The sequence below is a fragment of the Bacillus cereus group sp. BfR-BA-01350 genome (genome assembly GCF_022663775.1).
Lineage (GTDB): Bacteria > Bacillota > Bacilli > Bacillales > Bacillaceae_G > Bacillus_A > Bacillus_A paranthracis.
The window spans coordinates 92909-105831 of the sequence record NZ_JAKUGD010000012.1; the positions used below are offsets into that span (position 1 = coordinate 92909).

Genomic DNA, 12923 nt, shown 5'->3' on the forward strand with positions numbered 1-12923 from the left:
CTTATGCACCCGCCTTTTCAACAAAGATTTGATGTAAAGAAGGTTCTTTAATAGAAACGTCTCGGATATATTGTTTAGTTTTAATATCTTCAAGCAGCGAAAATGCATCCTCTCCATCATTAACTTTAATCATGAACGTACGATTAACTTTTTCAAAATTGAAATTTTTCTTCTTAAGAATCGGTTCAATATCCCCTTCCGTTTGCAACGTCATATATTTGTATTGATAACTTTTCTTAATATCTGACAAGGCACCCGATAATACAATTTGACCGTTTTTCATAATACAAATTTCCTCACAGAACGTTTCTACACTGTCCATTTGATGACTACAAAAGATAATCGTTTTTCTTTGCGCGATCAACTCAAGTACAACATTTTTTAACATCTCTGCATTTACAGGATCCAATCCACTAAATGGCTCATCTAGTATTATGAATTCCGGATTATGCAATATCGCTGAAATCAATTGGATTTTTTGTTGATTTCCCTTTGACAATTCCTCTGTTTTCTTCTTTAAATGTGGTGTCATTTCTAATTTTTCTAGCCACTGTAACGCATGCCTTTTTGCAAGATTTGCTGGCATTCCTTCTAACTTGCCGAAATACACTAATTGCTCCACTACATTCATTTTCGGGTATAATCCACGCTCTTCTGGTAAATAGCCGATAGACAAGTCTTTCTTTGAAAAAGGGCGATTATTCCATAGAATTTGGCCGCTATCCGGTTTGATTAAATCTAAGATCATACGAATTGTTGTCGTCTTACCAGCACCATTCCGGCCCAGCATCCCTAAAATTCCACCTTCTTCTACACGTATATTTAAATCATCAACAGCTTTATATTCACCAAATGTTTTATTTAAACCTTGAATTTCAAATGCCATATATAACATCCCCTTTTACTGTTTAATAAAGTAAATAACTGCCATTCCTAAAGCAATTCCGCCAATCATAAGTAAAAACTTTTTAAAATTCATCCCTATCTCTCCCATTTTTTAAAATTTGTATTTCGAAAATCAAGTGCACCCTTCGCATTTACAATGCCTTTTCCAAAGTATTTTTTCCCGTCACCCAATGCCGGTTTAGCCCCCTGATATAACCTCGTTTTAACAAATCCATTACTAGGCTTCAGCCTAAACTTTTCTTTATATTCCGCAATTACAAGTGCAGCTGTAGCAGATACTTTAGGAACTGCTAGACTCGTTCCAATCATCAGCTCATATCCTCTATCAAATCCTAACCATTCACTTAGTTGAGATTGCGGAAGATTTGTAGGATATGTGGTTAATACCATAGCTGTTTCATCTCCCACTTTTTCACTTTCCCACAAAGATCCATAATCTCCTGATGGAGCAGCAATATCAACATTTGTTCCATAATTAGAGTAATAAGATAATCGATCCTCTTTATTTGTTCCCGCAACAGTGACTACCCCCGGTAACCCCCCAGGCATATGAAGTTGCAAGTCGTTTTCATATCCTCTTTGCTTAGCTAATTGAAAAGGATTTGAAATATCGAATCCTTCTGTTCCAGAGGAAGCCACTAGCAAACTCCCTTTACTATTCGCATATTCTATTGCTCTTTTGTAAGCTAAATACACAGCTCCTTCTTCTGGGTCTTTAATGGACTTGTATGTTCCTAAACTTAAATTGATAACATCCATACCATCATTTGCAGCCTCTACAATAGCTTTAATAATCCAACTTGAATCTGCAGAACTACCTTGAAATACTTTATATGGTACAATCCCAATTTTGGGCGCTACCCCCTTTATTTTCCCATCAGCAGCTATTAACCCCGCAATCATTGTTCCATGACCAATATTATCTTCAATTGATTCTACATTCGGAACTAAAATTTTCCCCTGACTAACTATATTTCCCTTTAACGCAGGATGATTTACATCAATCCCACTATCAATAACACCAATCTTTACACTATGATTTCCTTGTTCAATTTTATAGCTCTCCCCATTTTCTGTTACCTTATCGACATCCCATTTCCATTTGCTATAATCGGCCTCTTCTTGTTCTAATTGTGAAGGTGCGTATTTTATTTTATTTGAAGGATTCTTTACTATAGTGGGCGGCTTTAATTCCACTACATCCTCTCTACCTGCTTTTTCAATTATCCCTTTATAATTTTTTAATAAATGCTGCTTCGCTTCTTGTACTCTTTCTAAATTATCACCTTCAATATTCAGCATCTTAATTTCTTTTATTACTTCTAGCTTTAAATCGGGATATTTATCTCTAATTTCCTTTATCATCTCATCCGTATTTTCACCTTGCCTCAATGTAAACACATACGAATTTTCTTTAATTTGATTATGTTTCATTTCTTCAGCGCTTATCGTACTAACTCCAACTATAGGAAGGTTTAATAATAATCCCACAGTAATTCCAGCACCTATTTTCGCTATTGTGTTTCGATATTTAAGCCAATCTTTCACTTTTAATCCCTCCTTTTACTTCCTGAGCTTTTGACAATTGATAATAATATCCTTGCTTCTCAAGTAGCTCTGTATGTGATCCTATCTCTACAATTGCTCCCTTATCCATAACAATAATCTTATCTGCATTCTTAACCGTGCTTAATCTATGTGCAATGACAATCCTTGTACATAACATATCAGTTAAATTCTCATCAATAACTCTTTCAGACAATGTATCGAGTGCACTTGTCGCTTCATCCAATATTAAAATAGATGGGTTTGTTACCAATGCTCTAGCTAATATTAACCTTTGCCTTTGCCCACCAGAGAAGTTAACTCCAAATTCAGATACCATCGTTTGAAAATTTAATGGTAGCATCATAATATCTTCTAATATATTCGCTTGCTTTGATGCCTCAATTACTCCATTTGGAGGTACACCTTTCCTTTGTGCAATAATATTTTCTCCTACCGTTTTGTTAAACAATCTCGCTTCTTGGAAAACAACACCTATTGATTTCCTTAAAAATTTCAAATTTAACTTTTCACTTTCAATCCCATCAAATCGGATTTTCCCCTTCGTTGGTGTATATAGTCCGAGAAGCATTTTTACAATTGTACTTTTTCCAGAACCGGACGCCCCAACAATTGCGACCTTCTCACCAGCTTTGATTTTAAATGAAACATTCTGAATTGCATCTTCACTGAAATAATTGTGACGATAAGAAACGTTGTCAAACTCAATATCACCATTCAGTTTCTTAATTCCTGAAAATTGATTTACCTCTCTCTCCGATCTCGCATGCATTACATCGTAAATCCGCTGAATATAAGAGCTAATATAAATCAATTCACCATAGCCACTCCCAATGGAAATAATCGGTGTTATAAACGAAATCGCTAACGCGTTAAAGCCGAGTACACTTCCTAATGTCATATTTCCAGCTAGCACCTGTTGTCCACTGAACCAAAGTAGAAACAACGGTAAGATAAATTGAATAGAACCTGCTAATGTATTCATCAATGCCGTCCATATAGATCTCTTCTCTGCATGAATAAGTTGAGAACCAAAGCGTTCTTTCCATTCTTTATACACTTGCTTTTCCAATCCCATAACCTTCACATCACTAATCCCATTAATACTCTCAGACAAAATCCTTTGAACTTGAGCTTGAGCCGAAACCTCTTTATCAGCTAACTTCTTAGAAACAGTCGTGCTCATGACAAGTAAGGCGAATATAACAATCCCAACCGCTAACACAACGAGTCCTAATAAAGTCGAATAACGAAACATGAAGAATAAGTAAGTGAAAAGCAGAATTCCATCTATAAGAAAGGAAATTACCTTAGTAGATAATATTTGTCTAATATATACATTGGAATTTGCTCTAAATAACAGTTCTCCCATGGATCGATTCTCAAAAAAGTTATAAGAAAGACTTAGTAGTTTTTCTATAAAACTTTGCATTAAAGACATATCAATTGCCGTTTGCAATTTCGCTATTAGAAAGCCTCTTAACGAAGCAAATACTTGATAACTTATTAGCAATACTAAAATGCTGTAACCTATCATATTCATATAACTCGGATCTCTCGGAACAATTACGTGGTCAGTCATCCAACTTGTTACAAATGGAATCACCAGCGCAAAAGCCTGAATTATCAAAGAAGCTAATACAATTAAAGCTATTAATTTCTTTTTCCCTAACACAAACGATAAAAAGAATTGCAAATGAGAGACACCTTTTTGTTTTTGAAATGACTCATCTGGTTCTAGTGTTAATACAAATCCAGAATACTTTTCCTCCATTTCTTTTTTAGAGACTTTATTTCTTCCGTAAGCAGGGTCTATAACTATAGCCCCCTTTTTTGTCACTTTCTCTAGGACTACATAATGTTTATGTTCCCAATGGATAACTGCTGGTAATTTAACTTCGCTTAAAGCTTCATATTCAGCTTTATATCCTTTTACTTGAAAACCATTTTTCCTAGCAATATGCATAAGCTGGTATAAAGATGTACCACCTTTTGGAACACCAAACTCTTCTCTTAATTCAGCTAACGAAACATGCTTTTCATAAAAACTAAAGACCATCGCCAATGAGGCTAATCCACATTCGCTATGTTCCATCTGTTCTATAAAGGGCACCTTTGCCATTTTATTCCCCCCTATCTCTTTAACTATTAATCATAGCAACACCCTCATGGTTACCATGATTAAAATTAAATTCAAATGTAATTAATCCTAAAAAATATGCAGCTATTCCAATTTGGACCCTTGAATGTATTTCTAACTTTCTTTTAATTGAGGCTACTAATTCCCCCACTCTCCTTCTACTAATAAATAACTCCCTTGCTATTTCAACATCCTTCAAACCTCGTGCAATCAACACAGCTACTTCTTTTTCTCGATCACTTAAAACTTTCTTCATCATTCTCCTCCTTTATTCTCAATCCATATTAGATTATTTTTTTCTCGTTTATTAAACTGTGTTGTCTTAATCTGTACTCCTATCATATCCTTCTTTTAAACGTTATTGTCCGCAATGCACGTTGTAGTTACCGCAAACAAATTAGCGGGATTTTCCGCAACATCTTCATAAAAAAAACATATCGCATTTGCGATATGCTTAATTGTGAAGATCTCCCTCTTATGTTACAATTGGAATATTCCGAATTTTTACAAAAGGGGAGCTGCGAGTGATTTATTCATTACAAAATGAATTAATTTTGCGTGCAAAAAAACTGGTTTATGGACATTTTTTCGAATCTACATTACGTCAATGTTCTTCAGAATATATTGAATACAAATTCAATGATTCTACTCGTTTTGCCAACATCACTCTCGTACATTATGAAATATTTCAAGATAACCAAAATGAAGAAGAAAAACAATTACTGCTAACAATTATAGAATTACTTATGCTCTCTCTAGATATTATGGATGATATTCAAGATGAAGATTTCTTAGAAGGACCTTGGACAAAACATCCAATTGCCACAAATCTCAATATAATTATGGGATTCTTACTTATTTGTTTGCAAGAAGTTGACAAATCTTCCCTTTCAATTCAAATGAAAAACTGGCTCAAAAACGAAATACACTCTTGTATTTTAAACTCTATTAATGGACAACAGCTAGATCTTAAAAATGAAATCCATTCTGAGAAAGACTATATTGATATGGTAACTCACAAATCTGGATATCTAATTAAACTTGCATGCTTATTAGGAACAGGGAATATTAACCCTATCCAGCGTTCTTTAATTGAAAACTACGCAATATGTATAGGCGTTATTAATCAAATAAAAAACGATATGCGTGATATTATGCAATGGGATAAGAAAAATGATTTTCTTAATTTAAAGAAAACTTTACCAATACTATATTATTTAAATAGTAAAAATGATAACTTTATACTTATAAAAAAATTCTTTAATCAAGAGATACAATATAACGAATTAAATAATCAAACATTAGAAACTTTAAAACACATATTACTATACGGTGGATCGATGGAGTATTGCTCTGTTATGCAAAACCTATATGTATACAAATGTCAAAGATACATCGAACAACTTTCAATCAGTCAAGCAAATAAGGATAGGTTAATTGATACTCTAATTTAGTTTACTTCCATGTCTCAGCAGCTTTACTAAGTAAAGTCGATTTATCTAAAGTACCTAATATAATTTCTAATTCTTGTTTTGATATACCATCAATGGCTATGGTTCCTTGACTACACACATTTTTAAATTGAATATCTTCTAATATACGTTCAACTAATTCCCTAATCATATATCGTTCACCCCACCAATTTTTATAGTTTTATATTATTACATATTCTTTTGCTATTATCCGCAATCCTATTGCGGGATTCCGAAATTATATATGATAGTGAGGTATTTCTAGCAATGATTAAACAACGTCCAATTTATTTCGTAATTTCATTAATAATTTTTTACTTAATCATACAAAGTTACATCCTCTACAAATTTTATCAGCCTTACAGTGGCATTATCGCTTCTAAAGAAAACGATAAGACATATACAATCAGTCAAATTGATACGTCGGGTTGGGCTGCAAAAACAGCATTACAAGTAGGCGATGAAATCTACAAAGTAGATGGGGAGAATCCTTATTTAGGGGTTTTCAATCGGTACCAAAATCAATTTTTAAATGCAACCGAAATTCAAACTATAAAGAATGATAAGATTTCTACTTATAGTACAGCAGCTACTTCAGACAACGAAGAGCTACTTATTACATTATATCTACCAATGATTTTTTCTCTAACCATTCTAAGCTTATGTTTTATTCTCTATAGAAATAAAGCTATAAGGCGAGAAGAGCGTTATTTTATGCTTTTTTTATTAGCAACCTCTATTAGCCTTTCCGCCTCTTCTATATCTAGTAAATCTGATTTTGGCGGACTCTTGATTATAAGTATCTCTTTTCAAAGTGTATCTTTATTTCTTACTTTATTTTTATATCAGCTGTTTAAGCGGAAGGAAATTATTATTATACATAAAAATGTGGTTAGATTTCACATTTGTCTATACATGACCGTTGTTACTACTGGCTTATTATCCGTTACCTTTTTTCCAAATTTGCAACAAGTCTCTGCTTACACAGATTTAGCTTATTTATGCTTTAGTATTCTTTTAAGTTTATATTTTCTTTTAAAAGGATACATAAAATATAGAAATACTTTACACAGACCTTTTTTTAAATTTATGTTAGTTATCCAATGTATTTCTTTCGGGCCATTTATCATGCTATATGCGCTTCCAAGGATATTATTAAATGCAGCCATGATTAGAGCTGATATTGCAGCCTTATTCCTATTTTGCATTCCAATTGGCTACTTTTATTTAATATTAACAAAGCAAATCTTTGATATTGATTTTATGTTTGATCGTGTTCGGTACTACTCTATGCTTTCATTAATTCCAACTATCATTATTACATTAATTATAAGCTGGGGTATTAATCCTGACGAACGTTTCTTAATTAGACTCATGCAAAATTTTATTATCATTTTCCCTTTAAACATACTGTTTCTTGTAATAAAGGAACGATTAGATTTCACATTTCGCAATCAATTATTCAGAAGCAAAACCAATCTACATGTAAGTATTGATCAGTTCGCACAACAACTTTCTTCCATTATGAAAGTAAAAGATTTAGAGAAGAAATTTATGAATGAAATTATCTCCCTACTAAAACCGTGTTTTATACAATTTATTGAATTTGATATAAAACAAAATACATATAATTGTTATAAGAGTTACGGGGAAACAGAAAAATTTAATCTTTCGAAAAAGAAACAATGGGGAATGGAATCGGGATATATAAATGATTTATTAGAAGATGACGGATGTATCGGTATTTATTTATATTCTACTCAAAATACAAAGCATTACATTTGGGTTGGAAATAAAACCAACAATATTAAATTTAATATCAATGAAAAGACTTGGTTTATCGCTATCGTCAAATATGTACGTCTCGTTTATGAAAACCTAAATTCAGTTAACCAAATCATTCAATCTTTAGAAAAAGAAAGCCTAGCAAATAAAACACACTCAGCAACTCTTTCACGTCTACTATTTCAAATCTCAGAGACTGAAAGGCGTCGACTCGCTGCAGATCTTCATGACGCTGCCTTGCAAGACCAAATTGTCTGGTATCGTAAACTAGAAACCGTATTAAAAGAGCATACTGTACCAGGTGAATTGCAGGGACAATTAGAAAAAATAAAATTCGGTATGTTAGATGTTATTCAACAAATTCGTGACACTTGTAATGAATTAAAACCTGCTCTTCTATCTGAAATTGGTCTTATAGGTGCGCTTAAAGAGCTATTAGCACAAATGCAACTACGTACTAATTTCCGAATTCAATTTGAATACGACTCAATACAGGAGAATCATTACGAATTTGATAAAATTCTATCTATTTATCGTATTATCCAAGAATTATTAAACAATGCTGATAAGCACTCTAATGCAACTTTAATTAATATATTCTTATGGGAGGAGAATAATTGTATTTATCTAGATTATCGTGATAACGGCATCGGCTTTAATACTCAAGTCCCTTATTCCTCAAATAAACATATGGGTTTATCTGGGATTAAAGGGCGTGTTCAAGGAATAGGAGGCGAAATTCAACTTATTTCAGAAATTGGAAATGGACTACAAGTAAATATTACTATACCGAGGTGAATAAAATGATACACGTTTTGATTGTAGACGATCACCAAATAGTTGGTGAAGGCACAAAAAATATGATTGAATTAGAAGCAGATATTCAGGCAACATACATTTTAAACGAACAGGAAGCAATTTCTCAAAGTTCAAAAACACCTTTTGACATATATCTTTTAGACATGAACATGCCTAATTATAGTGGACTTGATGTGGCTCAAAAACTTTTACACATACAACCAGATGCAAAAATCATTCTCTACACAGGCTTCGAATATTTATCTCAATTTAATTTATTAATAGATTCTGGTATTAGCGGTATTGTTAGCAAATCAGCATCACAACAAGAGTTATTAATGGCTATTCGTGCTGTCTTAAATGGGTATACTTTAATCCCGATTTCTCTATTGCGACAACTTCGAGTTGAAGATATGACTGTTGATAACTTAGATACGAAAAGAGCATCAAGCCATGTTACAATTACACAAAAAGAATTAGAAATTCTTGAATCCATCGCGAAAGGAAAAAGTAATAAACAAATTGCAGATGAATTATATATGAGTTCTAGGGCTGTTGAATATAATTTAACGAAACTATTTAAAAAGTTCAAGGTGAGTTCTCGTTCTGAAGCGCTAGCTGAAGCTGTTCGAAAAGGTATAATAAATGTAAATGTATAATAAAGACATTCTACCAAAAGGTAGAATGTCTTTTCATTTATCCTTTTACATTTTCTAATGTCATAACAGATGGAATTTCATTCGGTTGTAATAGTCTTAATAACTGCATACCAACTCCTGCTATTCCTACAAACATGCCGAATGATTGAATATCATCTGGTGCATCACATTGATAACTACCCGTTTCTCTATAATTATTAATAACTTGTATGCCAATTTGTATCGCCTGTTCATACAATTCTTTATTACCATATAACTGTGAAACAGCCAATAGTAATTCCGTGTCCCCCATATTCCCATGGCATAATGTATCATTATTTTTAAATCCATACTTTCGTACATTATCTACAGCTACTCGAATTTCTTCGTCCATTTCTACATCTTCTTCATAGCTTCTTACTAAAACCCTACTCAATCCTATTCCGGTGGAACCGTGGCACCATTGATGTAAGCACTTCTTCTCACTCTCTCTCGTGTCTTTCCACGCACTTTCTTCTTTGTCAAACAATGATCGATCATAAGCAAGCGCTTTTTTAGCTAAATCAATATATTCTTGATTCCTATTCATAATCCCCGAACGCCATAAGCTCCAAGCGATACCACTCGTTCCATGAGAAAAACCACCTAAATAACTGTTAGTATGTTTATTCTTCCACGCTACTCCATTTTCTAATATTGATACATTTTCCGCCAAATGCTTACTGTACATATCAGCAAGATCTAAATAATCTTGATCCTTTGTCATTTCAAATACATTAAGGGCCACTTGAATAACTCCCGCTGAGCCACTTAACAAATCAAACTCTTCTTCTTCTTTGAGCCTTTCTTTTAATTCTACTTTTATTTCTTCTAAAAAATCCTGATATTCTTTTCTAGGACTTATAGATTGAAAATGTGCTAATGGATATAACAATGAATATTTACCCAAGAAGGTCGATAGAAGCCCCTTCGCTTTCGATAAAGGGTTCATCGCTGATTTCAACGCCTTATGAGCAACCTCTAAATATTTTTCGTTTCCTGTAACTTTATTTAGATACAATAAGAATAGTGCTACGCCACCTAAACCGTCATATAAATTTTGCTTCATAGGGGCAACATACCACTTGTCGTGAATAACATTTGCTTGTAACCATGAAGCTGTTGTTTTATCATCAGATAATACTACATTCTCTACTAAAGACTCTCCGATATTTATTGCTTCCTGCAAGATTGTCTCCTGATGATTTTCTAATAATTCACTTCTGTAACTCTCTTTTCTTCTCACTTTAATATCAATTTCTCTATTTCCCTGTATTGCCAACTTCAGCCATCCTCGTTGCTTTTCCAATTCCTTATCATCAAAATGATAAATTCTATTATATACTTGCTCATAACCGCTCTCCTTAAAAAAGTCTTCCATCTTTTCACCTGTACTACTATATAGATCTCGTGAATCTGTAAAAGTCGTAAATATAGGAACATCCGCACGTAATAAGTCTTGAATCTCATGAATGACTAGTTCCTTATTTTCATATGGGTAATACCATACTCTTTCAAATAATTGTTCCAATAAAATTGAATCTCTCATATAGTCTGGATGTGTAGACTCTTGTAGGAAATTACAATATTGTTGAGTAGCCCTAGCAACAATGCGAATTTTATTTTCTTTAAATGTAATTAAAGGTCCTCTTTCTGATAAAATCTCATCCTTATACTCAATAAAAAATTTACACATTTCCTGAAAACCATCAATAATAAAGTTCAAATAATCCTCTACATAAATCTCTTCTACTCCAAGTTTCGGTAGATTTTTAGCACTTTGACTTTTAGCTTCTTTCATAGTAAATTCCATTTCATCTTTACTATTTTGATTTAAAGCCAACACCTTAAACGGCAAATCTTGCTCTTTTCCATTTAAAGCACTTAAATCGATACCTTTTCCATCGATATTTTGAAACATAGCTTGCGGCAGCAATCCAGATCCTATCACTGAGTCGCTTTGTTCATATTTCAATTTTACTTCCGCACTATCTGGAAAATTCAGTTTTGGATATTGATGAAAAATCGTCTCCGAATCAATAATGTATGGATACTCTCCATGAGCAATTATATTTTCAAAATGCAAATCCGCACCCTTTAACATATGCATTAAACCAATCAACTTACCAAAACGTGAATAGTAACGCTCTACCTCTTCTTTAGAAGAACACGGTTTATACAATATTTTCTCTTCCCATCCATATTCACCACAGTCTAAAACTTTATATGATGGAAGTTGTATACTTCCACTTACCTCATTCATCCATTCTAAAAACGCATGGTACGATTTCGTAATTTCCATAGACTTTGGCTTATATAAAATTTCTTTACCTGAAGAGAACACAAGCTGAACAACCGTTTTTCCTTCTTGATGTGTATCTCCTAATCCAACCTTAATTTCGCTTAATGATGCATCCTGCAATTGAAATTCTTTTTGTAATTGTAGCCAATTTTCATTCAAACGAAATAGTAACATTTGAACATTTTGTATAAAATACTCTGTTCTCAAAATTAACCTTCGCGTTAATGTTGCGTATTCCTCATAGAACGCAATTAAATTCTCCTTATTTCTAGCTTTCTCTCTGACAAAGGAAAGAAATCGCTCTTCTGGAGTCTCCCCTACCAGTTCCTCCCTTAGTTTTGCAATATTAAATTCTAAGACTAGTGAGCGCACCGCATTATTTAATAACTCTTCTACTAAAGATCGTACTAGCATTTCTTTAATTTCTTCATGCTCATAACGTATCTTATTTAATCTATATTTCAACGAACTATCTATCATTTCGGCTGCATAAAGTGCAAACGGCCTAACAAATTCTATAAACCCTAAATCTTCCTCTGCACTTAATGGCTTACTTTTACACAACTCTATTCCCATTTCTAACACGCGCAAATTCACATGTTCATTTAATTCATCTATATATAAATGCTCTTTGGATTCAGGAATTTTCTCAATTAAACTCGCAAAATCTTCTTTTGTCATTTCATTCATCTTTAATTTAAAATCAAAATCAGCTTTATTACTTTTAAACATTTTATCTATCCATTTATTTAATTGGGCTAAATTTAAATCCTCCGATAATAATAAATCTCTTCTACTTTTTAGCGTTTTATAACGCTCTTTCAAATTAAGACTCTTTGCAAATGCCTTTTCATTTATATATGAGTGAATTAACATAATAATTTAATCCCCTTCCTTATTTTAAAATCCATATTCCAATAAATTGGTCCCCTTCAGGGGAAACAGATTCCAACATTCGATTTTTCGCATTCGAATATTGGAATCTGTTTCATTCAAAAGGAGATGAATACCCCTTTTGAATGAAACCTATCTACTTACAAATTTTAATTGATGCCGTTATTCCTATAATGACTCCCACACAAAGCGGTGTTGTTTCTGGTTGTACATCTGATGCCCCTTGAATTTCCGCTAACTCTTCCTCACTTAATTCATTTAACGCTTTTCCCGATGGGTGTTTCGGTAAGTCTTTTAACTTCTCTCTTACTTGTGGATCTTTCCACGCCTCTACTAACTCTTCTTTTGTGAACTTGTATCCTTTTGACATTTCATTCATCCTC

The 12923-nt window shown here is 33.0% G+C and carries 10 protein-coding genes; 3 read left to right on the top strand and 7 right to left on the bottom strand.

Annotated elements, in window-relative coordinates; all coding sequences use genetic code 11:
- Window position 1: 1 nt before the first annotated feature.
- From MR147_RS22065 to MR147_RS22080, 4 genes are all read right to left on the bottom strand, one after another.
- Window positions 2-886, bottom strand: a complete 885-nt coding sequence (locus tag MR147_RS22065) for an ABC transporter ATP-binding protein (RefSeq protein ID WP_000863488.1) — start codon at window positions 884-886, stop codon at window positions 2-4.
- Between the two features lie 95 nt (window positions 887-981).
- A complete protein-coding gene (locus tag MR147_RS22070) occupies window positions 982-2454 on the bottom strand; it encodes a S8 family peptidase (RefSeq protein WP_000656162.1) in 1473 nt (490 codons plus the stop codon).
- The gene (locus MR147_RS22075) at window positions 2438-4594 is read right to left on the bottom strand and encodes a peptidase domain-containing ABC transporter (RefSeq protein WP_242304751.1); all 2157 of its coding nucleotides are present in this window, start codon (window positions 4592-4594) and stop codon (window positions 2438-2440) included. The genes MR147_RS22070 and MR147_RS22075 overlap by 17 nt, the downstream gene beginning before the upstream one ends.
- 19 nt (window positions 4595-4613) lie before the next feature.
- The gene (locus tag MR147_RS22080; RefSeq protein WP_000757186.1) at window positions 4614-4868 is read right to left on the bottom strand and encodes a response regulator transcription factor; all 255 of its coding nucleotides are present in this window, start codon (window positions 4866-4868) and stop codon (window positions 4614-4616) included.
- A gap of 268 nt (window positions 4869-5136) precedes the next feature.
- Between MR147_RS22080 and MR147_RS22085 the strand changes: the two genes are divergently transcribed.
- Complete coding sequence (locus MR147_RS22085; RefSeq protein ID WP_000640555.1) at window positions 5137-6066, top strand: polyprenyl synthetase family protein; 930 nt, start codon at window positions 5137-5139, stop codon at window positions 6064-6066.
- Window position 6067: 1 nt separating this feature from the next.
- On the opposite strand, the gene MR147_RS22090 is transcribed toward MR147_RS22085, so the two are convergent.
- Window positions 6068-6235, bottom strand: coding sequence for a hypothetical protein (locus tag MR147_RS22090; RefSeq protein ID WP_000617613.1), 168 nt, complete (start codon window positions 6233-6235; stop codon window positions 6068-6070).
- Window positions 6236-6351: 116 nt separating this feature from the next.
- On the opposite strand from MR147_RS22090, the gene MR147_RS22095 reads away from it, so the two are divergent.
- Window positions 6352-8667 (top strand): sensor histidine kinase, encoded by a 2316-nt coding sequence (locus tag MR147_RS22095; RefSeq protein ID WP_074608748.1) that lies wholly within the window; start codon window positions 6352-6354, stop codon window positions 8665-8667.
- Window positions 8668-8672: 5 nt separating this feature from the next.
- Window positions 8673-9326, top strand: coding sequence for a response regulator (locus MR147_RS22100; RefSeq protein ID WP_000582193.1), 654 nt, complete (start codon window positions 8673-8675; stop codon window positions 9324-9326).
- Window positions 9327-9363: 37 nt separating this feature from the next.
- On the opposite strand, the gene MR147_RS22105 is transcribed toward MR147_RS22100, so the two are convergent.
- Window positions 9364-12522 carry a type 2 lanthipeptide synthetase LanM family protein gene (locus MR147_RS22105; RefSeq protein WP_074608749.1) on the bottom strand — a complete coding sequence of 1053 codons (3159 nt, stop codon included), beginning with the start codon at window positions 12520-12522 and terminating at the stop codon, window positions 9364-9366.
- 154 nt (window positions 12523-12676) lie between these two features.
- Window positions 12677-12923 (bottom strand): mersacidin family lantibiotic (locus MR147_RS22110; protein ID WP_242304752.1); only part of this gene is annotated, 247 nt, incomplete at its 5' end.

Excerpts from the sequence above, each read along its gene's own strand:
- MR147_RS22095 (WP_074608748.1), top strand. The coding sequence starts at position 6,352 with ATGATTAAACAACGTCCAATTTATTTCGTAATTTCATTAATAATTTTT.
- MR147_RS22090 (WP_000617613.1), bottom strand. The coding sequence starts at position 6,235 with ATGATTAGGGAATTAGTTGAACGTATATTAGAAGATATTCAATTTAAA.
- MR147_RS22065 (WP_000863488.1), bottom strand. The coding sequence starts at position 886 with ATGGCATTTGAAATTCAAGGTTTAAATAAAACATTTGGTGAATATAAA.
- MR147_RS22105 (WP_074608749.1), bottom strand. The coding sequence starts at position 12,522 with ATGTTAATTCACTCATATATAAATGAAAAGGCATTTGCAAAGAGTCTT.
- MR147_RS22100 (WP_000582193.1), top strand. The coding sequence starts at position 8,673 with ATGATACACGTTTTGATTGTAGACGATCACCAAATAGTTGGTGAAGGC.
- MR147_RS22075 (WP_242304751.1), bottom strand. The coding sequence starts at position 4,594 with ATGGCAAAGGTGCCCTTTATAGAACAGATGGAACATAGCGAATGTGGA.
- MR147_RS22080 (WP_000757186.1), bottom strand. The coding sequence starts at position 4,868 with ATGAAGAAAGTTTTAAGTGATCGAGAAAAAGAAGTAGCTGTGTTGATT.